Source organism: Labrys monachus, from assembly GCF_030814655.1.
GTDB lineage: Bacteria > Pseudomonadota > Alphaproteobacteria > Rhizobiales > Labraceae > Labrys > Labrys monacha.
This window is the reverse complement of sequence record NZ_JAUSVK010000001.1, coordinates 2,140,052-2,163,854: the sequence shown is the minus strand read 5'-3', so window position 1 is coordinate 2,163,854 and position 23,803 is coordinate 2,140,052. Positions and strand designations below refer to the sequence as shown.

General features: G+C 65.2%; 24 protein-coding genes. 9 read left to right on the top strand and 15 right to left on the bottom strand.

Going from position 1 to position 23,803, the window contains the following annotated elements; genetic code table 11:
- Positions 1–15: 15 nt before the first annotated feature.
- From J3R73_RS09795 to J3R73_RS09755, 9 genes are all read left to right on the top strand, one after another.
- A complete protein-coding gene (locus J3R73_RS09795) occupies positions 16–1,017 on the top strand; it encodes a major capsid protein (RefSeq protein WP_307425680.1) in 1,002 nt (333 codons plus the stop codon).
- Between the two features lie 191 nt (positions 1,018–1,208).
- Positions 1,209–1,649, top strand: a complete 441-nt coding sequence (locus J3R73_RS09790; protein ID WP_307425677.1) for a Bbp16 family capsid cement protein — start codon at positions 1,209–1,211, stop codon at positions 1,647–1,649.
- A 1-nt stretch (position 1,650) separates the two neighbouring features.
- Positions 1,651–1,902, top strand: coding sequence for a hypothetical protein (locus J3R73_RS09785; protein WP_307425674.1), 252 nt, complete (start codon positions 1,651–1,653; stop codon positions 1,900–1,902).
- A gap of 49 nt (positions 1,903–1,951) precedes the next feature.
- Positions 1,952–2,542, top strand: coding sequence for a phage connector family protein (locus J3R73_RS09780; protein WP_307425670.1), 591 nt, complete (start codon positions 1,952–1,954; stop codon positions 2,540–2,542).
- Positions 2,539–5,010: a phage tail protein gene (locus tag J3R73_RS09775; RefSeq protein WP_307425667.1), complete on the top strand. Its 2,472-nt coding sequence runs from the start codon at positions 2,539–2,541 to the stop codon at positions 5,008–5,010. The genes J3R73_RS09780 and J3R73_RS09775 overlap by 4 nt, the downstream gene beginning before the upstream one ends.
- 133 nt (positions 5,011–5,143) lie before the next feature.
- On the top strand, positions 5,144–5,392 hold the full coding sequence (locus J3R73_RS09770; protein WP_307425664.1) for a hypothetical protein: 249 nt from the start codon (positions 5,144–5,146) through the stop codon (positions 5,390–5,392).
- A gap of 223 nt (positions 5,393–5,615) precedes the next feature.
- On the top strand, positions 5,616–6,494 hold the full coding sequence (locus tag J3R73_RS09765; RefSeq protein ID WP_307425661.1) for a glycosyltransferase family 2 protein: 879 nt from the start codon (positions 5,616–5,618) through the stop codon (positions 6,492–6,494).
- Between the two features lie 53 nt (positions 6,495–6,547).
- The gene (locus J3R73_RS09760) at positions 6,548–7,453 is read left to right on the top strand and encodes an NAD-dependent epimerase/dehydratase family protein (RefSeq protein ID WP_307425658.1); all 906 of its coding nucleotides are present in this window, start codon (positions 6,548–6,550) and stop codon (positions 7,451–7,453) included.
- Between the two features lie 3 nt (positions 7,454–7,456).
- Positions 7,457–8,284 (top strand): hypothetical protein, encoded by an 828-nt coding sequence (locus J3R73_RS09755; protein ID WP_307425655.1) that lies wholly within the window; start codon positions 7,457–7,459, stop codon positions 8,282–8,284.
- A gap of 5 nt (positions 8,285–8,289) precedes the next feature.
- On the opposite strand, the gene rfbA is transcribed toward J3R73_RS09755, so the two are convergent.
- The 15 genes from rfbA to J3R73_RS09680 all read right to left on the bottom strand — a co-directional run bounded on the left by rfbA (position 8,290) and on the right by J3R73_RS09680 (position 23,785).
- Positions 8,290–9,156 (bottom strand): glucose-1-phosphate thymidylyltransferase RfbA, encoded by an 867-nt coding sequence (gene rfbA, locus J3R73_RS09750; protein ID WP_307425652.1) that lies wholly within the window; start codon positions 9,154–9,156, stop codon positions 8,290–8,292.
- Positions 9,153–10,025 (bottom strand): dTDP-4-dehydrorhamnose reductase, encoded by an 873-nt coding sequence (gene rfbD / locus J3R73_RS09745; RefSeq protein WP_307425649.1) that lies wholly within the window; start codon positions 10,023–10,025, stop codon positions 9,153–9,155. Before rfbD ends, rfbA begins: the two co-directional genes overlap by 4 nt.
- A complete protein-coding gene (rfbB, locus tag J3R73_RS09740; RefSeq protein WP_307425646.1) occupies positions 10,010–11,083 on the bottom strand; it encodes a dTDP-glucose 4,6-dehydratase in 1,074 nt (357 codons plus the stop codon). Before rfbB ends, rfbD begins: the two co-directional genes overlap by 16 nt.
- 22 nt (positions 11,084–11,105) lie before the next feature.
- Positions 11,106–11,663 carry a dTDP-4-dehydrorhamnose 3,5-epimerase gene (gene rfbC, locus J3R73_RS09735; RefSeq protein WP_307425643.1) on the bottom strand — a complete coding sequence of 186 codons (558 nt, stop codon included), beginning with the start codon at positions 11,661–11,663 and terminating at the stop codon, positions 11,106–11,108.
- A gap of 6 nt (positions 11,664–11,669) precedes the next feature.
- On the bottom strand, positions 11,670–12,467 hold the full coding sequence (locus J3R73_RS09730; RefSeq protein WP_307425640.1) for a hypothetical protein: 798 nt from the start codon (positions 12,465–12,467) through the stop codon (positions 11,670–11,672).
- Between the two features lie 83 nt (positions 12,468–12,550).
- A complete protein-coding gene (locus J3R73_RS09725; protein ID WP_307425636.1) occupies positions 12,551–13,606 on the bottom strand; it encodes an ABC transporter permease in 1,056 nt (351 codons plus the stop codon).
- A gap of 77 nt (positions 13,607–13,683) precedes the next feature.
- Positions 13,684–15,216: a sugar ABC transporter ATP-binding protein gene (locus tag J3R73_RS09720; protein WP_307425633.1), complete on the bottom strand. Its 1,533-nt coding sequence runs from the start codon at positions 15,214–15,216 to the stop codon at positions 13,684–13,686.
- A 118-nt stretch (positions 15,217–15,334) separates the two neighbouring features.
- Positions 15,335–16,264 (bottom strand): sugar ABC transporter substrate-binding protein, encoded by a 930-nt coding sequence (locus J3R73_RS09715; protein WP_307425629.1) that lies wholly within the window; start codon positions 16,262–16,264, stop codon positions 15,335–15,337.
- A gap of 103 nt (positions 16,265–16,367) precedes the next feature.
- Complete coding sequence (locus J3R73_RS09710) at positions 16,368–17,195, bottom strand: TIM barrel protein (RefSeq protein WP_307425626.1); 828 nt, start codon at positions 17,193–17,195, stop codon at positions 16,368–16,370.
- A gap of 263 nt (positions 17,196–17,458) precedes the next feature.
- Positions 17,459–18,499 carry a Gfo/Idh/MocA family protein gene (locus tag J3R73_RS09705; RefSeq protein WP_307437242.1) on the bottom strand — a complete coding sequence of 347 codons (1,041 nt, stop codon included), beginning with the start codon at positions 18,497–18,499 and terminating at the stop codon, positions 17,459–17,461.
- Positions 18,500–18,539: 40 nt separating this feature from the next.
- A complete protein-coding gene (locus J3R73_RS09700) occupies positions 18,540–19,325 on the bottom strand; it encodes a ThuA domain-containing protein (protein WP_307425623.1) in 786 nt (261 codons plus the stop codon).
- Positions 19,326–19,543: 218 nt separating this feature from the next.
- A complete protein-coding gene (locus J3R73_RS09695; protein WP_307425620.1) occupies positions 19,544–20,671 on the bottom strand; it encodes an ABC transporter ATP-binding protein in 1,128 nt (375 codons plus the stop codon).
- Positions 20,672–20,675: 4 nt separating this feature from the next.
- Entirely contained in the window at positions 20,676–21,497 is an 822-nt protein-coding gene (locus J3R73_RS09690) for a carbohydrate ABC transporter permease (RefSeq protein WP_307425616.1), read from the bottom strand.
- Complete coding sequence (locus J3R73_RS09685) at positions 21,494–22,417, bottom strand: carbohydrate ABC transporter permease (protein ID WP_307425614.1); 924 nt, start codon at positions 22,415–22,417, stop codon at positions 21,494–21,496. Before J3R73_RS09685 ends, J3R73_RS09690 begins: the two co-directional genes overlap by 4 nt.
- 108 nt (positions 22,418–22,525) lie before the next feature.
- Positions 22,526–23,785, bottom strand: a complete 1,260-nt coding sequence (locus J3R73_RS09680; protein WP_307425612.1) for an ABC transporter substrate-binding protein — start codon at positions 23,783–23,785, stop codon at positions 22,526–22,528.
- Positions 23,786–23,803: the final 18 nt, after the last annotated feature.

Here is a 23,803-nt window from a genome sequence, read left to right as displayed (position 1 = left end):
TTGAAAGGGCCTTTCATGGCAACTATCGGCAACAACTATCCGACCCTGGTCGATGTCACCAAGCGGCTCGATCCCGACGGCAAGCCCGCCGTGGTGGCCGAGCTCCTGTCGCAGCTCAACGAACCGCTGGCCGACATTCCCTGGATCGAGGGCAACCTGCCCACCGGCCACAAGACGACGATCCGCACCGGCATTCCGGCCGCGACCTGGCGCCAGCTCAACTACGGCGTCATCCCCGCCAAGAGCACGACGGCGCAGATCACCGATGTCTGCGGCATGCTCGAAACCTATTCGGTGATCGACAAGGACCTCGCCGACCTCAACGGCAACACCGCCGCCTTCCGCCTCACCGAGGATACCGCCTTCATCGAGGGCATGAACCAGCAGTTCACCCAGGCCCTGTTCTACGCCTCGACAGCCGCCAATCCCGAACGCATCACCGGCCTCTCGCCGCGCTATTCCTCGCTGAGCGCCGGCAACGGTACCAACATCATCGACGCCGGCGGCACCGGCTCCAGCAACACCTCGATCTGGCTGGTGGTCTGGGGCCCGAACACCATCCACGGCATCTATCCGAAGGGCACCGCTGCCGGCCTCACCCATCAGGACGTGACCACGGCAGCGCCGATAGGCGACGGCAATGGCGGGCTCTACCAGGCCTACCAGACCAAGTACCAGTGGAAATGCGGCCTGACGGTGCGCGACTGGCGCTATGCCGTGCGCATCGCCAACATCGACACCACCAGCAATGCCGGCGGCCTGCAGTCGACGACGCCGCCCAATCTCTATCGCTTCATGGTCCGGGCGATGAACAAGATCCCATCGATGAAGATGGGCCGTGCCGCCTTCTACGTGAACCGCGCGGTGAAGACCTGGGGCGACATCCAGGCGATGGAAAAGACCACGCTCGCCTTCCAGACGGTACAGGACGCCCAGGGCCAGCCCTTCCTGACATTCCGCGGCATCCCCGTGCGCCTGACCGACCAGCTGCTCAACACCGAAGCCCGCGTGGTCTGATTCCGCTCCCGTCATCCCGGACGCGATGCAGCACGCCAGTGATGCGTCGCAGATCCGGCGCCGTTCGCAGGAAGAAGCTCCTTCTGCACGCGGTCCCGTGTCTGCACCGCACCCCTGCAGGGTGCCGTGCACACGGGATGACCGCGGAATTTCAAACATCACCGCCCACCCCCCTTCCTCGGAGATCCCTCATGATCCTGGACCGCCAGCTCCTGCTGTCGAATGCCCAGCCGATCACCGCGACCGCGGTGTCGACCAATACGATCGACCTCGCCATCGCCCGCGATATCGGCATCGGCGACAATCTCGAACTGTTCATCAAGGTCATCGCCGCCTTTGCCGGCGGCACCTCGGTGCAGTTCGCCTTCATCACCTCCGCCAATGCCGATCTCTCCTCGGCGACGGTGATCGTGCAGACGCCGGCCATCCCGACGGCGAGCCTCGTCGCCGGCAGCGAATGGCTGCGGGTGCAGGTTCCGGCGCTCTCGCAGGCGGCGGCGATGCAGCGCTATATCGGCGTCAGCTACACTGTGGTCGGCACTTTCACCGGCGGCACCGTGACGGCCGGCCTCGCGCTCGACCGCGAAGGCACTGCCTATTACCCCTCCGGCCTGAATTCCGGAGGCTTCTGAAATGGCGCGCTATCGTGTCCTGGAGCTGTCCTATTTCAACGAGCGCATCGTCGAGCCGGGCGACGAGGTCGAATTCAACGGCATCGCCGGCGCCAATCTCGAGCTGATCGGCGATGCGCAGGCGGCGCGGGCCGAAACGCTGGCCATGCTGCAGGCCGAGGCCCAAGCGCTCGGCCTCGCGATCGACAAGGGCCAAGACCCTGCCAGGCTCTCGGCCCTGATCGCCGAGGCCAAGAACCGCCGGACCAACTGAGCAACAAGGCCGGACTTCGCGTCCGGCCTTCCTTTCCCGAAGGTCGCCCATGCCCTCGCAACTCGACGTCACCGCCATCTGCAACCTCGCGCTCGACTATCTCGACGAGGCGCCTCTGACCTCCATCGACGACACCGGCGCGGTCGGCCGCTGGTTCCAGCGCAATTTCTGGCCGATGGCGTGGAGCCTGATGCGCAAGCATCCCTGGAACTTCGCCCTGGCCCGCGCGAGCCTCGCGGCCTCCGCCGTGCCGCCTCTGTTCGGCTGGCCCAACGCCTATGACCTGCCGAGCGACTGCCTGCGCGTGCTGCCTCTGACGACAGACGGCACCGAGAACGGGCGCCCCGTGCCGTTCAAGGTAGAGGGGGCGCAGATCCTCACCCGGCAGGAGGCGCCGCTCAAGCTGCGTTACATCCGCCGCATCGACAATCCCGGCCTATTCGACGGCCAGTTCTGCGACGCGCTCGCCGCCGCGCTGGCCCAGAAGGCGGCCCATTTCATCACCGGCAAGCAATCCTACAGCCAGGCCGTCGGACAGATCTTCGCCAGCCTGATCAACGACGCACAGAGCATCGATGCGCTCGAGGGTACGCCCGACGATCCGATCGACGATTTCTGGCTCGATGCGAGGCGCGCATGACGATCTATTCGATCCAGGCCACCTTCGGCCGCGGCGAGCTGACGCCCAAGCTGCACAGCCGGGCCGATCTCGACCATTTCAAGATGGGCCTCTCCATCTGCCGGAACTGGATGGTGATGCGCCAGGGCGGCCTGAAGCGCCGACCCGGCACGCAGTTCATCGCCGAAGTGAAGGACAGCAGCAGGCCGGCGCGGCTCATCCCCTTCATCTACAATGCCAGCCAGGCCTATGTGCTGGTGCTCAATGCCGGTGTGTTCCGGGTCTACGCCCTGGGCGGCCGGGTCGGCACGGTGGAAGTCGCCCATTCCTATGCCGACGCCGACCTGCCTGATCTCGATTACGACCAGACCAACGACGTGCTCGACATCACCCACAGGGCCTATCAGCCGCAGCGCATCTCCCGCCTCGGCAACACCTCATGGGCCCTCAACCCGGTGGCGACCACGGACGGCCCCTATCTGCCGCTGAACGCCACGGGAACGATCATCACGCCGAGCGACACCGGCAATGCGGTGCCGATCATGACCAGCAACACCGCGCCGAGCGGGACGGTCACGGCCTCCGGCACCTATGCGGGCGCGGCGTGGCATGTTTTCGATGGGGATCCCAATTCGGTTTGGATCAGCTCTGATGCGTCTGCATGGATCGGTTACCAGTTCGCCGCGGCGCGGGTGATCGTTGGCTATTCCATCAAGTCCGGCTTCTCGATCACCGTCAACGACCCGAACGACCTCGGCTCGCTCAACGCGCCGAAATCCTGGACGTTCGAGGGCTCGAACGACGGCACCACATGGGTCACGCTCGATTCGCAATTCGGGCAGACCTCATGGAGCTTCGGGGAGACGCGGTCCTACCTCTTCACGAACACGACGGCCTACGCCTATTACCGCCTCTCCCTCATCAACAACAATGGCGGCACCTATCGCGAACTGAGCAAGATGGCCTATCTGGAGGATCCGTCCGCCGCCGCGGCGATCACTTTGACGGCCTCCTCGACGACGGGCATCAACAACAACACCGGCTTCGCGGCGAGCGATGTCGGGCGCTATGTGTCGCTGCTCGGCTCGGACGCGCGGTTCCACCCGTTCAAGATCGCATCGGTGGCCTCGACCACGGTGGCGACGGCCAAGGCCACCGGCTCGGCGCTGCCGACGACGAAGGGCACCCAGCAATGGAAGCTCGGCGCCTGGAGCGCGACGACGGGCTGGCCCGCCCATGTCGCCACCTTCGAAGGGCGCAAGGCCTATGCCCGCACCGATGCCCAGCCCAACGGCGTGTGGATGACCAAGAGCGGGGGCTACGGCACCACGCTCGATTTTTCCACGACGGTGCCGACGGCCGACGACGATGCCATCACCTTCACGCTCACCGACGTCAACGAGATCCAGTGGATCGCCGAGTCGCAGGAACTCCTGATGGGCACGGCCGGCGCGGCGCGCACGCTCGGCCGCGACAGCGCCAACCTGCCCTTCTCGGCCTCGAATTTCCGCCAGGAACTCGCATCCAACTATGCCTCTGAAGCGGTGCGGCCGGTCAAGGTCGGTGCGTCCACGCTGTTCGTCTCGACCTTCGGCAAGGCGATGCGCGAATTCGTGCGGTCCGACAACGGCATCGACTATCAGACGCCGGACATCTCCATCCTGTCCGAGCACCTGGTGCAGTCCGGCATCGTCGAGCTCTGCTACGCGCAGGAGCCGGACAGCATCGTCTGGCTCCCGGTCGGCAACGGCGAGCTGGTCGGCCTCACCTATGAGAAGGACCAGTCGATGGCCGGCATGCATCACCACCAGCTCGGCGGCGACGGCTTTGTCGAGTGCAGCTGCACCATTCCCGGCACCGACCGCAACGAACTCTGGATGATCGTTCGGCGCACCGTCAACGGCCAGACCCGGCGCTATATCGAGCGCATGGCGGCGCCCTTCGAAGCGGCGACGATGGACCCGGCGCAGGCCTGGTATGTCGATTGCGGGCTGCAATATTCCGGGGCGCCGGTGACCTCTGTCAGCGGCCTGTCGCATCTCGAAGGTGAGACGGTATCGATCCTCGCCGATGGCGCCCGCGAGACCGACCAGGTGGTGACCGGCGGCAGCGTGCCGCTCGCCTCCGGCCGGGCCGCGGCCACGATCACCGTGGGGCTGCCGATGACGTCGAGGGCGCGGACGCTTCCCTCGCCCTTGTCCATCGGCGACGGCTCCGGCCTCGGGCGACGCAAGAAGGTGGTGAGCGCAAAGCTCGACCTGTTCGAAACCGGCTCGATGATGGTGGGACGAGACGAGGCCGGTGTCGAGGAAATCGCCTTCCGCGCCACGACCGACCCGCTGGTCGCCGCGCCCCCCTTGGTAACCGGCTTTCACGATTGCCGCTTCGCGTCGAGCTGGAACGACAAAGGCCAGATCGAGCTGATCGCAGCCGGTCCCCGCCCCGCGACGCTGTTGTCGCTGACATTGTCGCTGGAAACGGAACCCTGATGCTACGCGCTTTCACCCATGTCACACGCCAGCAACGCTGCGGACCTTCGCCAAGACGAAGCGCAGAGAAGGAGACCACCATGCCGTTCCGCGTCCATCGCCTCGCCGCCGGCGCAAGCCCCGGACGGACATCGTGAGTGCGCCGATCGAGTGGGAGCAACTGGCGCCGCTCATCGGCGTCGTCGCCATCGTCGGTGGCGCCTTCTGGCGCGCATGGTCGATGGTGCAGGCCGTTCGCGACGAGATCGCCGGCATGCGTCTCGAGGTCGCCCGCGACTATGTCTCCGCCCGCTCCGCGCGCGACATCGAGATGCGTCTCGCAGCGGCGATCGAGCGCCTGGGCGATCGCCTCGACCGGGCCTTTGACAAGGCCGGTTCCTAAGCAGAGATTCACGGGTGAGAATGCCCGTGAATCTCTGCAGGACTCTTGAAAGGACGCGGCAATCTTCGGATCCATCCGTTGGAAGGACCCGAAAATTCTGCTTAGACGATCTCGGTCCTGCGAAGGCTCCCGCCTTGCATCGCCGGCGGGCCGTGGGTTAGAACCGTCCCGACAGGCGCCGGGTCTCGATCCGCCGGACCAGGTTCGCTGCGAGAAGGCATTCATGACGACAGTCACCGTCGGCGTTCCGGTCTACAATGGCGCGGATCAATTGCGCGAATGTATCGAATGCCTGCTGGCTCAGACGTTGCGCGACATCGAGATCCGCATCTACGACAATGCTTCGGCCGATGCGACACCGGACATCGCGCGAGCTTTCGAAGCGCGGGATTCACGGGTGCGTCACATCCGGCATCCCGAAAACATCCGGGCGATGCCGAACTTCCATCGCATCATCCTCGATTGCACGACGCCGCATATGATGTGGCGGGCACATGACGACCTCTGCTCGCCCGACTATATCGAAAGACTGAATAATGCGCTGATCGCCGATCCGGCGGCGCGCTTGGCGGTACCGACCACGAACACCCTGAGCTCCAACGGGCGCTCCCGATATTCACGCCCCAGGCCGCTCGAGCACAAATCGGCGACCAGGGACATTCTGCAGCTCCTGTTCAACTCCCATGCTGGATGGTTCTACGGCCTTTGGAACCGCGATGCCCTGCTCAGGGAGTTCGAGAGGGCCTGGACCGCCTTCCCGCACGCCTGGGCGCTGGACCATCTCATCCTGTTTCCGTTCCTGCTGGACCGCAGTGTGGCCATCGTCCCCGAGGCCGTCTTCATCCAGCGGCTCGTCACCAAGAGCTACACGCCGAAGAAGGGCACCAAGCCGCCGGTCTCGGAAATGCTGGCGTTGCGGCGTCAGTTTGCCGCACAGTGCCGACGTTACATCGATGAAAGGCCCTTTTCGACGGTCGAGCGGTTGACCATCCGGGCGGCACTGCCATTCTACGTCGACAAGCGAGTCTACCGCCTGAGCAAGATCATCAAGCGCACCGTCCTGCGGGACAAATCGCCCGCCGGACTCGGGAGCGAGTTCTAGGGTCGCCTTTCAAGACGCGTTTCTCCATCGCGAGGACACCAGTGCGGATATTGATGACGGGTGGCACGGGGTTCGTCGGTCGCTGGGTCGTCCAGGCCTTGCGTCGATACGGAGCGGAAGTCGTCCTGTGCACCCGAGGCGCATCCGGCGAGGCGTCGCCCGGCGTCATCCTTGCCGATCTTCTGGACCCCGATGCGGCAGACGAGGTCGTCTCGCGCGCGAAGCCCGACATCATCCTGCACGCGGCATGGTGCGTCGAACACGGCCAATTCTGGCAGACTCCCGCCAATCTCGACTGGGCGGCGGCAACCTTGCGTCTTGCCCGCGCGGCCGGACGCCACGGCGTCCGGCGTTTCGTCGGCATCGGTACCTGTTTCGAATATGACTGGCCCGAAGAGGGCGATTGCATCGAGGGGAGAACGCCGATCCGCCCGACCACGCTCTACGCGGTGACGAAGGACGCGACCCGGCGGATCCTCGCTGAATATGCGGCGCTGCAGGCCTTCGAGTTTGCGTGGGGCCGGCTGTTCTATCTCTTCGGCCCCTGGGAGCATCCGGACCGCCTGGCGGCATCGGTGGCGATCCGGCTCGCCCGACGGGAACCGGCCCCCCTCTCCTCGGGCAGCGCCGTGCGCGATTTCATCGATATACGCGACGCGGGGGATGCCCTCGCCGCCCTGGCCCTTTCGCCCGTGCAGGGCGCCGTCAACATCGCGAGCGGTCGCGGCCTGGCGATTGCGGACATTGCGGGAATGCTGCAGCGCGCCGCAGGCCAAGACGCACGGCTCCTGATAGGCGCGCTGCCCGACCGCCCGAATGAGCCGCCGCGCATCGTTGCCGATATCTCCCGGCTGCGCGACGAGGTCGGCTATACGCCCGGCGCTTCGACGGAAGAGCGCCTGACGGAAACCTATCACTGGTGGCGGGAACATCTGGACCAGAACGCAGCGGCGCAATGAGCCATGGGTGAAGCGAAGAGCATCGCGGTCTTCTATCTCCTGCGCAGGGGCAACGATCCCTGTCTGTTCGGCGGCTTTCTCGCCAGCCTCAGGAAGCACGCAACTGCGATCGACTACATGCCGTTCCTGATCCAGAAGGGGTTTGCCGAGGCCGAGATCGAACCTCTCGCCTCGTCATGGGTCACGGAGCGGGGACAGCGCGCCACCGTGCTGCACGTCTCCGACGAGGGATACGACCTCACCGCCTATCGCACCGCAGCCGCGCGGATCGAAGCTTCCCATTGCCTCTTCTTCAATTCATATGCGCGTCTCCTCGCACCGAGGTGGCTGGAAGTCTATGCCGACGCTTCGGCCCGGCTCGGCGACGATGCCGTGATCGGAGCCACCGGCAGCTGGACGTCGATTGACCCCGAATTGTCCTTTCCCAGCCCGCATCTGCGCACCAATGCCATCTTCCTGCGAAGAGAGCTCTATCTGTCGTTCGATAATCCGCTGGATACCAAGGACGCCTGCATTCGCTTTGAATCCGGCCCGCAGAGCCTGTCGAGGAGCATATTGAGGGGCGGCGGACGCATCGCGATGGTCGGACGATCGGGGCAGGTCGTCCCCCCCGAATCATGGCCGGAGTCGCGCATATATTATTCAGGCGACCAGGAGGAGCTGTTGGTGGCGGACAATCGCAGCCATGGCTATCAAGTCGCCCGCGCGCGAAGCCGCTGGCGCCTGTCCAAGGCCGCCTGGGGCGATAAGCGCGCGAACATCGCCAGGAGATCCTGGCTGAGCCGCAAGGTCCTCGACTGGCAATGGCGCCATGGCCGGCCCGTACCCTGAAGGCATCAATCCCCGACCATCCGCCGGAGATACTCGCTGTAGCTGCCTCGCCCCAAACGGCGGACGGCCGCCCGCACGTCCTCCGGGCCGATATATCCGAGCGAGAGAGCGATCTCTTCGAGGCAGGCGAGCTGGATGCCCTGGCGCGTCTCCAGCGTCTGGACGAAATGTCCGGCCTGGATCAACGATTCATGCGTGCCGGTGTCGAGCCAGGCAAAGCCCCGGCCCATCCGTTCCACCTGCAGGTCGCCCCGCCGGAGGTAGGCCCTGTTGACGTCGGTAATCTCGAGTTCCCCGCGCGGCGAGGGCAGCAGCTGCGCCGCGATATCAAGCACGTCATTGTCGTAGAAATAGAGCCCCGTCACGGCGAAGCTGGATTTCGGCCGGGCCGGCTTCTCCTCGATGTCGATGGCTCGTCCCGCGTCATCGAACGCGACGACGCCATACCGTTCGGGATCGGCCACCTGATAACCGAAGACCGTCGCTCCCCTCGTCCGGCCGGCCGCCTTCGCGACCATGTCCGACAGCCCATGGCCGTAGAAGATGTTGTCGCCGAGAACGAGAGCCACGGTATCGGCTCCCACAAACCGGCGCCCGATGACGAAGGCCTGCGCCAATCCGTCGGGACTGGGCTGCGCGGCATATTGCAACGACAGGCCCCATTGGCCGCCATCGCCCAGCAGAGCCTCGAACTGCGGCAGATCCCGCGGCGTCGAGATCACCAGAATGTCGCGAATCCCCGCCAGCATCAGCACGGAAAGCGGGTAATAGATCATCGGCTTGTTGTAGACGGGCAGCATCTGCTTGGAGACCGCCAGCGTCAGGGGGTAGAGCCTCGTCCCGGAACCACCGGCGAGAATGATGCCCTTCACGATGTCTTCTCCATTGCATCCAGCGTGCGCCGCAGGCCGAGCCGCCATCCCGGCATCGCGACGCCGCTCTTCCCCAGCAGCCTGTCGCATGAGAGGCGGGAATTCAGCGGGCGGCGGGCCGGCGTCGGGTAATCGGCGGAGCGCACCCGCATGATCGCCGGCACGCGCGGGATGAATCCACGCTGCAGCGCTTCTTCGAAGATCGCCTGCGCGAAGTCGGCCCAGGTCGTCGCACCGGCGCCCCCGCAATGATGCAGGCCCTCGATCCGGCCTTCATGCAGCAAGGGCAGGAGAGCGGCGCAGCCATCGGCCAGATCCTGCGCCGATGTCGGGCCGCCCGACTGGTCGGCGACGATGTCGATCCGGTCACGCTCCAGGGCCAGGCGTAGCACGGTCTTGACGAAATTCCTGCCATAGGAGCTGTGGACCCAGGCGGTCCGCAAGATGAGCGCCCTCGCCCCGCTTTCCAGCACGGCACGCTCTCCCGCCAGTTTACTGGCACCGTAGACGTTGAGCGGGCGCGCTTCGTCGTCTTCCCGCCACGGCCCGTCGCCGGCACCGTCGAAGACATAGTCGGTCGAGACATGAAGAAAGGCGACGCGGTTCCTCGCGCACCAGCGGGCCAGGGCGCCCGGTGCGGCCTCGTTCACGGCGAACGCCCGTTCCGGTTCGGTCTCCGCCTTGTCGACGGCCGTATAGGCTGCGGCATTGACCAGCACATCAGGCGCTTCCCGGTCGAGGATCCGATCGAAATCGGCCGCACATGCCAGATCGATGATATCGCGGCCGAGGAAGCGCCAGCCCTGCCCGGCCCGTTCGCGCAGGCATGAGGCCAGCTGCCCGTGCTCGCCGATCACTGCAATGCGCACGACTGGCCCTGCCCCTCGCCGATACGCCGTCCATCATACTTGTTTCGCTGCACGCCGCGCCACCATGCCTCGTACTCGATATACCACCTTACTGTGCGCTCCAGTCCGCTGTCGAAGGTCTCCAGCGGCTCCCAGCCCAGTTCCCGTCGGATCTTCGAGGCGTCGATGGCGTAGCGGAAATCATGTCCCGGCCGGTCGGCGACATGGGTTATGAGATGGTCATGCTGCGCGTTTGCCGGCCTGAGCCTGTCCAGCACCGCACAGATCGCCCGAACGACGTCGATGTTCTTCCGCTCGGCGCCACCCCCGATATTGTAGGTCTCGCCGACTCTTCCCTTCGTGAGCACCGTCCAAAGCGCCCTGGCATGGTCCTCGACATGCAGCCAGTCGCGCACGTTCTCGCCCTTGCCGTAGACCGGCAGCGGCTTTCCGTCGAGGGCGGCGACGATCACCAGCGGGATGAGCTTTTCGGGAAACTGCCACAGCCCGTAATTGTTGGAGCATGACGAGACCAGGATCGGAAGGGCATAGGTCTCGTGCCAGGCCCGGACGAGATGGTCGGATCCGGCCTTGCTCGCGGAATAGGGAGAATTCGGATGGTAGGGCGTGGCTTCCGTGAAGGGCGGATCGCCCGGCCCGAGCGCGCCATAGACCTCGTCGGTGGTGATATGGTGGAAACGGAAGGCCTCTTGCGACGCCGCCGGCAGGCCTGACCAATAGTCCCTGGCTGCCTGCAGGAGATTGAAGGTACCGACGAGATTGGTCTGGATGAAGGCATCGGGGCCGTCGATCGACCGGTCGACGTGGCTCTCGGCGGCCAGATGCATCACGTGGCTCGGCCTGTGCTCCGTGAAGATGGCCTGCAACGAGGCGAGATCGCGGATGTTCGCCTTGACGAAGGCGTAGCGGTCCGAGTCGGCGCCCTTTTCCAATGCCTCGGGCGTCGCCGAATAGGTCAGGGCATCGACGTTGACGACCTGCGCATCGGTATGGGCGATGAGGAAGCGGATCAGCGCCGAACCGATGAAGCCCGCGCCGCCGGTGATTAGGATTTTCATGGCGGCCCGCCCTCCCCTCGCTTCAAGCAAACGAGGCGTTGAAATCGGCAAATGTCGGCAGCCCGCGATCCTTGTCGGACAGGAGCGGACTGCCGCCTTCGAGCGGCCAGGCGATGCCGAGTTCCGGATCGTTCCAGACCACGCCGATCTCGTGATCCGCCGCATAATGCGCATCGACCTTGTACTGCACTTCGGTTTCGGGCTCGAGAGTATAGAAACCGTGCAGGAAACCGGCCGGGATGAACAATTGGGCCCAGTTCTCCGCGCTCAGCTCCGTCGCGGCCCAGCGCCCGTAGGTGGGCGAGGCGCGCCGGACATCGACGGCCACGTCAAAGATGCGGCCGCGGGTGACGCGCACCAGCTTGGCCTGGGCGAAGGGCGCCCGCTGCCCGTGCAGGCCGCGCAGGACCCCGGCCTGCCGCGACAGGGATTGATTGTCCTGGACGAAGACGGTGTCCGTGCCAGCGGCCTGCCGGAACCTGGCGGCGTTGAAGGTCTCGGAAAAAAATCCCCGCTCGTCGCCGAGGCGCGGAGGCACGAGGCGCACGAGGCCCGCGAGCGCTAATCTTTCAACTTCCATGAAGCCTCACGCCTTTCCCTGCTTCCGGCGAAGCCGCAGCTGGCGCATTCTCTGCCATTTCCTGAACCGCCAGAAACGCGCACGCCATGCATTGGCGGTGATGTAGAGGGGCTTGAAAGTGGTGAGAATGCGACGCGACCGGAAGGCTCGGCCATACTTGTCCTCCAGGCGGCGCATGCACTCGAAATAGCTTGCATCCGCATTGCCGCGGCTGTGATGGCGCAAGTGAAAATCGATCACATAGGCCGTGAATCCGCGCAGCTCCGCCTGCAGGCAGGCATCGGTGCCATAGAGGTGAAAGCCGGCGAGGTCGGCCGAAAAGCCGATCAGCCTTTCTCGGCACAGAAGCAGGAAGTTCTCGTCCAGGCTGTGAACGACCGCCGGCAGCGTCCCGACATGCTGGTCGTCACCATAGGGATCGGAGATGCGGACGGCCCGCCCCGCCGGCCCGGCGCCGGCATTGCCGACGATCGCCCAGAAAGGATCCTTCGCCGTCAGCTCATCGAGCCTGGCCTCAAGTTCATGGGCGCCGTCGCCGATCAGTTCCACGTCCTGATGGCAGCAGATGATGTAGCGCCCCCGGGCCTTGGCCAGCATCGCGTTGAGGCCGCCATAGGCCTCGAACGTGTTGCCCCCCCGATTGTCGACGAAGATGAACTCGGTATCTTCTTCAGAGAATCCGTACCGCGCGAAGCTCGCCAGCATGCGGTCATACTGGCTGTCGTTGTTGACGAGCGAGCAAATCGAAAAGAGCGGCCCGTCGAAGGGCAGCGCCTGCACGTTCCGGGGCGAGGCAAGGTTCATGCCGCCTTTTATTTTGGCCGCGCGGGGCATGCAAGCCGTTCGAACGGGAAACGGCGATCCCACCCCGTGCGGGCGGGCGTGGATCAGGGTTTGCGGCGCCGGTTGCGGCGATACTGGTCGATGACGACCGCAGTGACGATGATGGCGCCGAGGACGATCTGCTGAAGCGAGGCCTGCACGCCGAGAAAGGTGAAGCCGGACTGCACCACGCTCAGGATCAGGAGGCCGATCACGGTACTGGTGATCCGCCCGACGCCGCCGGACAGGGACGTCCCCCCGATGACGACGGCGGCGATCGCCTGCAGCTCATATCCCAGCCCCATGCCGGACTGGGCGGAATCGCCGCGTGCGATCATGACGACGGCGGCAAGCCCCGACAGGAGCCCGGCGATTCCGTAGACCTTGACGAGATGGCGCCGCACATCGATGCCGGAAACCCGCGCCGCCTGCATGTTCGAGCCGATGGCATAGGTGAACTTGCCGTAGCGCGTGTAGCACATCGCGATGTGGAAAATGAGGGCGACGGCGAGGAAGATCGCAATCGGCCAGTTGATCGAAAGATCGCCGAACAGCCTGGTCGAAGAACCGATGACGCGGAACGCCGGCGTGAACGTGCTGACCGGGGAGCCGTTGGTATACCAGATGGCGAACCCGCGCGCGGAGACCATCATGCCCAGCGTGGCGATGAAGGGCGGCACGCTCGCATAGGCGATCAGCACGCCGTTGACGACGCCGGCGAAGAGCCCGGCGAGCAGGCCAGCCGCCACCGGAACGAAAAAGGGCAGATCCCCCAGACCGTGATAGACCAGGGAGCGCGCCGTCGCGACCTGGGCAAAGCTCGCCGCGATCATCGCGGTCGCGCCGACCACGGATCCCGACGAGAGGTCGACGCCGCCGGTGATGATGGTCTGCGCCACGCCGACGGCGATGATGCCGACGACCGACGTCTGCAGGAAGATGATGCTCAAGCGGTCGAGGTTGAGCAGAAAGCTCTGCCCCTTCAGCGGCCATCCCATCAGCTCGAATACCAGCGAAATACCGATGAGCACGACGAGGATGCTGATCTCCTGAGGAATGCGCCGCCGCGCGAGCCTCCCCGGGGCGGCCGGGGACCGGCCTGCGGCTTCGTTGGCTGACATCGCTTCCTCCGCTCTTTCCTGTTGTGGCGCAGCCGGCCCGACGAACGCTGCCGGGTCCGCCGGCGGCGGCCTGGACGTCAGCGGGCCGCCAATTCCATGATGCGAACCTGGTCGGCCTCGGCGCGGTCGAGAATGCCCGTGACGCGCCCGGCATGCATAACCAGGATGCGATCGCTCATGCCGAGGACTTCGGGCAGCTCGGATGAGATCATGATCACCGCCACGCCGTCGCCCGCCAGCCTGGAGATGAGGCGATGGATCTCGGCCTTGGCGCCGACGTCGATGCCGCGGGTCGGCTCGTCGAGGATGAGGATGCGGGGCTTCGTCAGCAGCCATCGCCCGATCAGCACCTTCTGCTGGTTGCCGCCGGAGAGATTCTCGATACGCTCGTGCATGTCGGGCGTCTTCACCCGCAGGGCGGCGCTCATCTGCTCGCAGGCGGCGCCCAAATCGCCGGCGGTGACGAATCCGGCCCTGACATAGCGCTGCGTCAGCACCGCCATCTGCATGTTCTCGAGCACGTTCAGGACGAGGAAGCAGCCGGTATCCTTGCGGTCCTCGGTCAGGAACGCCACGCCGTGCCGCATGGCGACGCCCGGCGAGGTCATGGCGACGGGCTCGCCCCTGATCTCGATCCGTCCGCTGCTCGCCGGCGTCACCCCGAACAGCGTCTCGGCGACATTGGAGCGGCCTGCACCGACCAGCCCGGCGAAACCAAGGATCTCGCCTTCGTGCAGGTCGAAGGAGACATCCGCGAAGACGCCGTCCAAAGTGAGGTTGTGCACCGACAGGACGATGTCGCCGATCGGCACCGCCTCCTTCGGGAACATCTGGGTGATTTCCCGCCCCACCATCCGGCGGATGATCTCGTCACGCGTCAGATTGCCGGCGAGATCGGTGCCGACATATTTGCCGTCCCGGAATATCGAAACCTCGTCCGCGATCTCGAACAACTCGCTCATCTTGTGGGTGATGTAGACGATCCCCTTGCCCGCCGCCTTGAGGTCGCGAATGATGCCGAAGAGATGCAGGACCTCGGTCTCCGTGAGCGCCGAGGTCGGCTCATCCATGATCAGCACGTCGGAATCGTAGGAGACCGCCTTGGCGATCTCCACCATCTGCCGGTTGGCCACGCTGAGCGAACCGACCTGCACGGCTGGATCGATGCCGATGTTCAGCTGGCCGAAGAGCCGGGCGGTGCGCCGGTTGAGCTCGGCATGGTCCACGAAACCGAGCCGGGTCAGCGGTTCGCGGCGGATCCAGACATTTTCCGCCACCGTCATGAACGGCATCAGGTTCAATTCCTGGTGGATCATGGCAACGCCATGCCGCAGCGCATCGAGCGGCCCGGCGAAATGCACCTCCTCGCCGCGCAGGCGCATCACGCCGCCATCCGGCTGATAGACGCCCGCGATGATCTTCATGAGCGTCGACTTGCCCGCGCCGTTCTCGCCCATCAGGGCATGGACGGTTCCCGGCCGCAGCCGGAACGAGACGTCGTCGAGGGCAAGGACGCCGGGGAAGCCCTTGCGGATGCCTTCGGCCTCGATGAGGTAGCCCAGGCGCCCGCCGGAGCCGGCGGTCTCGACGCTTGCCTGCGAACCGGCCATCACAATCCCCTTGCCAGGATCCCCTGCCCTGCGCGCGCAACGCGGACGGCGCCGGACGCACGAGGCACCCGATCTTCCACCCCGCCGGCGGCGCCGGCGGGGCGGCATTCGGCCCTGCTCAGTTCTTCTTCAGATAATTGTCCATGTTGGCGGGCGTGACCAGTTCGAACGGCACCCACACCATGGGATCGGCGATCTTCTCGCCCTTGGCGAGCTTGAGAGCCGTATCGATGGCCCCCTCGCCCTGGCCCTTGGCGTTCTGGAACACGGTGACCTGAAGGTCGCCGTCCTTCATCGCGGCGAGACCGTCCTGCGTCGCGTCCACCCCGGCGACGATGGTCTTGCCGCCGGCGAGGCCGACCTGCTTGAGGGCCTGGATCGCGCCGATCGCCATTTCGTCGTTGTTGGAGACGACGGCGGCGGGCTTGATGCCGGCGGTGATCCAGTTCGTCATCAGGTCGATGCCCTGCGTACGGTCCCAGTTGGCCGTCTGCTTCTGCAGGATCTTGATGCCGGTGCAGGGCGCCTTGGCAATGACGTCGTCGACGTCCTGCGTACGCTGGCGGGCCGACTGGTTGGACAATTCGCCCATGATGACGACGATGTCCCCCTTGCCGCCGAGGAGCTTGCAGACTTCCTTCATCTCCAGCGTGCCCGAATCCACCTCGTTCGAGCCGACGAAGGCGACCTTGTCGGGCAGCTTGGCATCGGACGGCATGCGGTTGACGAAGACGAGGGGAACGCCGGCCTCGGAGGCGAGCTTGGTCATCTGGGGCGTGGCGTCGGTATCGACGGGATTGACGATGATGGCGTCGACCTTCTGAGCGATGAAGTTCTGGATCTGGCTCAGCTGCTTGCCGATGTCGTTCTGGGCATCCTCGATCTGGAGGTTGAGGCCCGGCTTCGTCTTGGCATAATCGCTCATGCCGTTGCGCAGCACGGTCAGGAAGTTGTCGTCGAACCTGTCCATGCTGACGCCGATATTCTCCGCATAGGCAGTCCCGCCCATGAGAGCGGTCACGGCCAGCGCCATAAGGGTATGTTTCATCGCTGTTCCTCCTGGTCGGGCGTCCGGCGGCACCCGTCATTTTCCGGAAATCCCCGTTCGGCGGGAATTGGGGCGTTCCTCCGGCCGCGCCGCGTCTCGTGCCCTAAGCACGTACGCCGCTGACGACCAGCTTCATACTCTTCTCGACACCGTCGCGGAGTTCCGACTCTGAGAGGCGGTGCACGCTGTCCGCGAAAGGCTCGAAAGACAGCGTGCCTTCGTAACCGCCGGCGAGCAAAGCCCGAATCTGAGCGACGTTGCCGAGCCGATCGCCTTCGCCCACCAGCACGCGATGGCTGTCGCGCATGTCGCCGGGGGCGATGTCGTCCTCGACGCCGGAAATATGGACGAGGCCCGTCCGCTCCGGAAACAAGGCATCCTCGCCGGCCAGGTGATGGTGAAACGTGTCGTGAACGAGCCGGAAGACATCGGCTCCGTCCACGGCGTCGATTCCCGCCACCGCCTCCGACTTGCGCCGCAAGGACGAGGTCTCGAACCCCAGCGGCTCGACGAGGCCGATCAGGCCCCGGGCCCGCAACAGGGGCTTGAGGGCCCGCAAGGCCGTGGTCAGATTGGTCAGCCGCTCATGATCGCCCCGCCCGCCGCCATCGTTGCCGGGAACCAGGACCAGGGCCTGCGCCCCGCATTGCACGGCATAATCGGCAAGCTCGGCCGCCTCGCTTTCCCGGGCGGGCGACCAGTCGTTGAAGCGCTGCAGGGCATTGACCGAGAGGATCGCGACGCCGGCGCGTTCAGCCTCGGCGCGGATCTCGGCAGCCGGTGTGCCGTCGAGGATGGCATTGCCCGGCAGGTCGTTGCGGATCTCCACGCAGGCGATTTCCAGCTCCCTGGCACCGGCGAAGAAAGCAGGCAGCGGCAATCCTGGCGCAATGATGTGATTGAGCGCGAAATGCACGGCTCCCCTGTCCATCGGCAGCTTCCTTCCCGTCCAACCAAGCGTTCCGAACGCTCGACCGCAGATCACCTCATCCATTAAATGGAATGATTCAACCTTTTTTGTTATTAATTGGAATTATCATTCCATTTCTTGCGAAGCCCTGTCAAGAGCGCTTTCGCCGATCCGCGGGCGGGCCGATCAAATCTGCGTTGACGCCCGCCCCGCTCGCGCTGCTGCGCATCCGGCACGCATGGCGGCGGTCGATCTTTCCCGCCGAAGCCCTCCCGAAGATGGCTTCACGCGATCTGCGGGGCGGCGGCCGCATCCATGTCGTAGCAGCGATCGATCACGCGCTGCAGATTGGCGGCGTGCCGGAAGCTCGGCTCGGCCGTTTTCCCGCTTTCTATCGCCGCCACGAAGCGCTGGTAATTGGTCTTCACCGGCTCGGTTGCGAGGTCCCGCCACGCCTGGTTGTGCACGCCGTCGCCCGAGCAGATGCGCAGGCTGGTGTACTGGCCATGGCTCAGCTCGATGGCGCCCGTGGTCCCGAAGACGGCGAGCTTCAGGGTGTTGGCGTAGCCGGTCATGAAGCGGCTCGCATGGATCACGCCGAGCGCGCCGTTCTCGAAGCGCACGGACATGACGGCGCTGTCGTTGGCGTCGATCGAATATTCGCCGATCTGGTTGCCCGGCGCCTTGCTGAAGGTTGCGAGCTGGGCCTGCACCGCGACCGGCGTCATGCCGACGGCATAGCTGGCGAAGTCGAGGATATGGATGCCGATATCGCCGAGCACCCCCTTGGATCCGTGCTTCTCTGACAGGCGCCACAGCCAGCGCGGCTCGGTACGCCAATCGCCCCAATGGTTGCCCACCAGCCAGCTCTGCCGATAGGACGCCTCGATATGGCGGACTTCGCCGATCTCGCCGCGGGCGATCATGATCTGCGCCGTCTGCAGCGCCGGCACATCCCGATAGGAGAGATTGACCATGTTGACGAGCCCGGCCTTCTCGGCCGCCCGCGCCATTTCGTCGGCAAGAGGGAAGGTCTCGGCCAGGGGCTTTTCGCACAAGACATGCTTGCCCGCCGCGAGCAGCTTCATGGTCGTGGGATGATGCGCCTGGTCGGGCGTCACGTTCGCGACGGCGTCGAACTTCCCCCAGGCGATCGCCTCGTCGAGGTCGCCGAAGGCATAGGGGATGCCGTGCTCGTCGGAGAAGTTGCGCGCCCGCCGGGCATCGACGTCGACGCCCGCCACGACCTCGGCATCGGGCGTCATGCGGATGAGATGGGCGTGGTTGGCGGCCATATTGCCGGTGCCGAGCAGCATGATGCGCACTGTGCTCACGGTGTCTTCTCCGCACGTTCGGCCGACGCGTTCACCGGTAGCCCTCCTCGCCGTCCGCATGCAGGCGGGGCCCCTTGACCTCGAGCGGGACAGGAGCCTTGTCGTGCGGTACATTGGGGGCTTCGTTCACGCGCTTCCAGGCCGACGCCGGGTTGCAGGCCCATTTGACGGCGTTGCCGAGAACCCGGCGGACGATGGGGTCGTGGTAGGTCGGATAGGCTTCATGGCCCGGGCGGAAATAGAAGATCCGGCCCGCCCCGCGCTGATAGGTCAGGCCCGAGCGGAAGACCTCGCCGCCCTCGAACCAGGAGATGAACAAGGTCTCGAGCGGTTCCGGCACCGAGAAGGGCTCGCCATACATCTCCTCGTGCTCGATCTCGAAATGCTCGGGCAGGCCCGCCGCGATCGGATGATTGCCGTTGAGAACCCAGATTCGCTCGACCTCCCCCGCCTCGCGCCACGACAGGGCGCAGGGCGTGCCCATCAGCGATCGGAAGATCTTCGAAAAATGGCTCGAATGCAGGGCGATGAGGCCCATGCCTTGCCAGACCCGCTCCTGCACCCGCCTGACGATCTCGTCCTTCACCTCGCCATGTGCCGTATGCCCCCACCAGACGAGAACATCGGTATTTTCGAGCCGTTCCTCGGTGAGCCCGTGCTCGGGCTCGTCCAGCGTCGCGGTCTGCGTGACGATGCCGCCGGCTTCGCCCAGCGCCGCGGCGATCTCGCCATGGATGCCCTGCGGATAGATCTGGCGGACCAGGGCGTTGCTCTGCTCGTGGCGGTTTTCATTCCAGATCAAAGCGCGGATCGGCATGATGGATTCCCTCGCAAATGCGTCGATATTCGAAATGGCTGGACATCGGGAGCGTCTCTGAAGTCGGACGGAAGAAGGTGTCGCATGCCGACATCCGCTCGCGCCGTGATGGTTTCGACATCATCGCGCATTCCAACCTCGAAAAACGTCAATGCCCCACCCGGCCGATGGTTCCGGCACCCCATTATGCGCGACAAACTATTGTTTTTATGTCGAAATCAGGCGCCCGGACGAAGTTTCCCCGGCTTTTCTGCAGTGGGCGCAAGGCGCGGCAGGGCCGAGCCGTCGCGCTTGAACACATGGATGAGCGTGCCCGGTACGGCAATGGAAACGGTTTCGGTCATCGAAAGCGGAGCGTCCCCGGCCTGCCGCAGCGTGATCAGCTGACCGTTTGCGATCCGCACATGAACGAGATGGCTGTCGCCGAGCTCTTCGACGAGTTCGACGGTCCCGCTCAGGCAGGCTTCCGCGCCGTCCGCCGACAGATGCTCGGGCCGGATGCCGAGGGTCACCTTCTCCGCGGGTGCCAGGCTCGATCCGTCCACCCGCACCAGGACGCTGCCTCCGCCCGGCAAGGCGAGCCTGGCGCCGGAGGCATCCGCGTCGACGACCTCGCTGTCGATGAGGTTCATGCGCGGCGAACCGATGAAGCCGGCGACAAAGAGGTTCCTCGGACGGTGGTAGAGGTCGAGCGGCGCCCCGACCTGCTCGATATTGCCGGCATTGAGCACGACGATCCTGTCCGCCAGCGTCATCGCCTCCACCTGATCATGGGTGACATAGATCATCGTCGCGCCGAGCTGCCGGTGCAGCCTGGCGATCTCGATGCGCATCTGCACGCGCAGGGCGGCGTCCAGGTTGGAGAGCGGCTCGTCGAACAGGAAGACCTTGGGCTGGCGCACGATCGCCCGGCCGATGGCGACGCGCTGGCGCTGGCCGCCTGAAAGCTGCCGCGGCAGGCGGTCGAGCAGCGGCGTCAATTCGAGGACCTGCGCCGCCTCCCGGATCTTGGCGTCGATCGTCGCCGTCGAGGTCCTCGCCAGTTCGAGACCGAAAGCCATGTTCTGGTAGACGTTCATATGCGGATAGAGTGCATAGGACTGGAAGACCATGGCGATGCCGCGTTCGCGGGGCGTGCGGGCGTTGACCCGCTCGCCATCGATCAGGAGGTCGCCGGAGGTGATGTCCTCCAGGCCGGCGATCAGGCGCAGCAATGTCGACTTGCCGCAGCCGGACGGACCGACGAAGACGACGAAGGCCCGATCGGCGATGTCGAGATCCACGCCGTGGACGACCTCCATGCGGCCGAAGGATTTGCGGATGTTCCGAAGCGTCACGCTCGCCATGCTGCTATCCCTTGACCGCGCCGGCGGTGAGGCCGGCGACGATCTTGCGCTGGAAGACGAGGACGAGGGCGACGAGCGGCAGCGTCACCACCACCGATGCCGCCATGATGTCGCCCCAGGGCAGTTCCTGCTGGCTGGCCCCGGTCATGGAAGCGATCGCCACCGGCACGGTCCGGTTGTCCGGCGAGAAGGTGAGAGCGAACAGGAATTCGTTCCAGGCGGCGATGAAGGCGAGCAGACCCGTCGTCACCAGAGCGGGCCACATCAGCGGAAGGAAGATCCGCCGCACGATGATCCAGGGACCGGCGCCGTCCACGAAGGCCGCTTCCTCGAGCTCCTGCGGCATCTCCCGCATGAAGGCCGTCAGCACCCAGACGGTGAAGGGCAGCGTGAGGATGAGGTTCGAGAGGATCAGCGCCGGCATGGTGTCGTAGAGGCCGAGGAGGCGGATCAGCTCGTACATGCCCGAGAGCACCGCGACCTGCGGGAACATCGAGATGGCGAGGATGGTCATCAGCAGCAGGCCGCGTCCGGCGAAAGGGATCCGCCCCAGAGCGTAGGCGGCGGTCACGCCGAGGAAAAGCGAAATGGCGACGACGCTCACCGCGACGATGATCGAGTTGAGGATGTTCCAGGCGAAGGATTGCTGGCGGAAGACGGCCGCATAATTGGAGAAGTCGAGGCGGTCAGGCAGCAGCGAGGTGTCGAACAGGCCCTGGCCGGACCGCATCGACGACAGGATCGCGTAATAGAACGGAAAGACCGAATAGAGCACGATGGCGGCGACCAGCAGCCAGAAACCGGCGGATGCGAGGACCTTGCTCATCGGGCCGCGTCCCCGGAAAGGCGCACCCTGCCTGCCGTCATCACCAGCACGGTGACGACGGCGATGACGAGAAACAACAGGGTCGACGCCGCCGAGCCATAGCCCGTCTTGGCGAAATCGACGAGTTGCAGGCGGGCGAAGCCGGACATCGAGATGGTGTCGCGGCTGCCCGAGGTCAGGATATAGACGAGATCGAAGATGCGCAGGGCGTCGAGGGCGCGGAAGATCACGGCGACGGCGAGCGCCGGCCTTATCAGGGGCAGCGTCACCTTGAAGAAGACCTTGGCCGGATGAACCCCGTCGACCCTGGCCGCCTCGTAGCAGTCGGTGGGGAGCATCTGGAGTGCGGCGAGGACCAGGAGGGCCATGAACGGCGTGGTCTTCCAGACATCGACCATGATGACCGACCACATCGCGGTGGTGCCGGTCGTCCAGGCGACGGGCACCACGATGAGGTGAAGCGTCATCAGGATATGATTGATGATGCCGAATTGATCATTGAGCATCCAGAGCCATATCTTGGCGGAGACAACGGTTGGAATCGCCCAGGGGACGAGGACGGCCGCGCGGACGATGGCCCGTCCGGGGAATTTCGCGTCCAGGACCAGCGCCACCACGATGCCGAGGACCGTCTCGATGGCGACCGAGACCAGCGCGAACCAGGCCGTGTTCCAGGCCGCCTGCCACCACACCCTGTTGGCGAGCAGCCCGATCCAGCGCCCGTCGACATCGGCGAGATAGTTGGAGAGGCCGACGAAGCGGTAGGCGTCGGGCCGGCTCAGCCTCGCATCGGTGAAGCCGAACCAGATGGTGCGCAGCAGCGGCCATCCCGCGACCAGGGCCAGGGCGATCAGCATCGGTGCCATGAAGAGCCAGGCGGATCGCAGGCGGGTGCGGGTCAGTTCGGATCGATCGGCCATCTCGCTCTCGCGCAGGAATCCCGGATCGGCTGCCGAACCCGGTGGAGGGCGGAAAAAAGCGCCGCGAACCCGGCAGGAACCGGATCCGCGACGCAGGCGGGGAGGATTCTACCAGCCGGCCCCCTTGATGTCGGCAAGTTCGCCGTCGAGATCCTTCAGCGCCGCCTCGGCCTGCTGCCGGCCGGACAGGACGCCGGCGACGGCGTTCCAGAAGGCGTTCGAAACCTCGTTGTAATTCGGGCCGGTGACGCGGGACGGCCGGGCGACGGCATTGACGAAGGTGGTCTTCAGATCGCCGAAGAACGGCACCGCCTTGAGGACGTCAGGATCGTCATAGAGGACGGGAATCGTCGGGTTGAAGCTTCCTTCGATGGCGCGACGCTTCTGTTCAGCCTGCGAGGTCATGTAGACGACGAGGTCGGCCGCGATCGTGGGATTCTTCGAATATTTGGAGACGGCGAGCTGGTAGCCGCCGAGCGCGCCGGTGCTCTTGCCGTCGGGGCCGCCCTTCGGCAGGGCGACGACGCCGATCTTCCCCTTGACGGGACTGTCCGCCCCGTTGCCGAGCGACCATGCATAGGGCCAGTTGCGCATGAAGGCGGCATTCCCCGACTGGAACACGCCGCGGGCCTCTTCCTCGCTGTAATTGAGGACGCCCTCCGGCGATATCTTGCCGATCCAGGAGGCGGCGAGCGTCAGGGCCGCAGCCGCCTTGGGATTGTCGATCGTGATCTTGCCGTCGCCGTCGACGATCGAGCCGCCGCCGAACGAATCCACCCATTCGAGCGCGTTGCAGGTCAGCCCTTCATAGGCCTTGCCCTGGAAAACATAGCCCCAGAACTTATCATTGCCGGCCTTGCGCTCGCCCTCCTGGATCCTCTCGGCGTCCTGCGTCATATCCTGCCACGTCGCAGGCGGCTTCAATCCGTATTTGGCGAGGAGATCGGTGCGGTAATAGAGGACGCCGGCATCGGTGAACCAGGGCATGGCCACCAGCTTGCCGCCGATGGTATCGTTGGCGACGATGGCCGGAAAATGGCTCTTTTCGGCGCCCTTGGTGTAGGGCGCCAGGTCGATGAAATATTGGCCGAGCGTACCCGGCCAGATCACGTCGATCTGGAAGACGTCGACGTCGGCAGCGCCCGCGGAGAGAAGCTGCTGATAGAGGGCCAGCCGGTCGTTGGTGTCGTTCGGCGTCGACACCACCTTGACGGTATTGCCGGTCTTCTTCGCCCACGCCTCGGCGCCGGATCTGCACAGGGCCAATTCCTGACCGACCGCGCCGCACGAAATGGCGATCTCGGCGGCGCCGGCGGCGTGGCCGGCCAGGATGAACGAGGCTGCGGCGAGGGTGATACGGCCGAGCATGAGGACCTCCTTGTGTCG

What these genes read in the sequence shown, in the direction of transcription:
- J3R73_RS09680 (WP_307425612.1), bottom strand. Translation starts at nt 23,785, where the DNA reads ATGCTCGGCCGTATCACCCTCGCCGCAGCCTCGTTCATCCTGGCCGGC.
- J3R73_RS09755 (WP_307425655.1), top strand. Translation starts at nt 7,457, where the DNA reads ATGGGTGAAGCGAAGAGCATCGCGGTCTTCTATCTCCTGCGCAGGGGC.
- J3R73_RS09760 (WP_307425658.1), top strand. Translation starts at nt 6,548, where the DNA reads ATGACGGGTGGCACGGGGTTCGTCGGTCGCTGGGTCGTCCAGGCCTTG.
- J3R73_RS09775 (WP_307425667.1), top strand. Translation starts at nt 2,539, where the DNA reads ATGACGATCTATTCGATCCAGGCCACCTTCGGCCGCGGCGAGCTGACG.
- J3R73_RS09795 (WP_307425680.1), top strand. Translation starts at nt 16, where the DNA reads ATGGCAACTATCGGCAACAACTATCCGACCCTGGTCGATGTCACCAAG.
- J3R73_RS09710 (WP_307425626.1), bottom strand. Translation starts at nt 17,195, where the DNA reads ATGGACAGGGGAGCCGTGCATTTCGCGCTCAATCACATCATTGCGCCA.
- J3R73_RS09685 (WP_307425614.1), bottom strand. Translation starts at nt 22,417, where the DNA reads ATGGCCGATCGATCCGAACTGACCCGCACCCGCCTGCGATCCGCCTGG.
- J3R73_RS09765 (WP_307425661.1), top strand. Translation starts at nt 5,616, where the DNA reads ATGACGACAGTCACCGTCGGCGTTCCGGTCTACAATGGCGCGGATCAA.
- J3R73_RS09785 (WP_307425674.1), top strand. Translation starts at nt 1,651, where the DNA reads ATGGCGCGCTATCGTGTCCTGGAGCTGTCCTATTTCAACGAGCGCATC.
- J3R73_RS09715 (WP_307425629.1), bottom strand. Translation starts at nt 16,264, where the DNA reads ATGAAACATACCCTTATGGCGCTGGCCGTGACCGCTCTCATGGGCGGG.
- J3R73_RS09730 (WP_307425640.1), bottom strand. Translation starts at nt 12,467, where the DNA reads ATGAACCTTGCCTCGCCCCGGAACGTGCAGGCGCTGCCCTTCGACGGG.
- J3R73_RS09695 (WP_307425620.1), bottom strand. Translation starts at nt 20,671, where the DNA reads ATGGCGAGCGTGACGCTTCGGAACATCCGCAAATCCTTCGGCCGCATG.
- J3R73_RS09690 (WP_307425616.1), bottom strand. Translation starts at nt 21,497, where the DNA reads ATGAGCAAGGTCCTCGCATCCGCCGGTTTCTGGCTGCTGGTCGCCGCC.
- J3R73_RS09720 (WP_307425633.1), bottom strand. Translation starts at nt 15,216, where the DNA reads ATGGCCGGTTCGCAGGCAAGCGTCGAGACCGCCGGCTCCGGCGGGCGC.
- J3R73_RS09780 (WP_307425670.1), top strand. Translation starts at nt 1,952, where the DNA reads ATGCCCTCGCAACTCGACGTCACCGCCATCTGCAACCTCGCGCTCGAC.
- J3R73_RS09725 (WP_307425636.1), bottom strand. Translation starts at nt 13,606, where the DNA reads ATGTCAGCCAACGAAGCCGCAGGCCGGTCCCCGGCCGCCCCGGGGAGG.
- J3R73_RS09700 (WP_307425623.1), bottom strand. Translation starts at nt 19,325, where the DNA reads ATGCCGATCCGCGCTTTGATCTGGAATGAAAACCGCCACGAGCAGAGC.
- rfbC (WP_307425643.1), bottom strand. Translation starts at nt 11,663, where the DNA reads ATGGAAGTTGAAAGATTAGCGCTCGCGGGCCTCGTGCGCCTCGTGCCT.
- J3R73_RS09790 (WP_307425677.1), top strand. Translation starts at nt 1,209, where the DNA reads ATGATCCTGGACCGCCAGCTCCTGCTGTCGAATGCCCAGCCGATCACC.
- rfbB (WP_307425646.1), bottom strand. Translation starts at nt 11,083, where the DNA reads ATGAAAATCCTAATCACCGGCGGCGCGGGCTTCATCGGTTCGGCGCTG.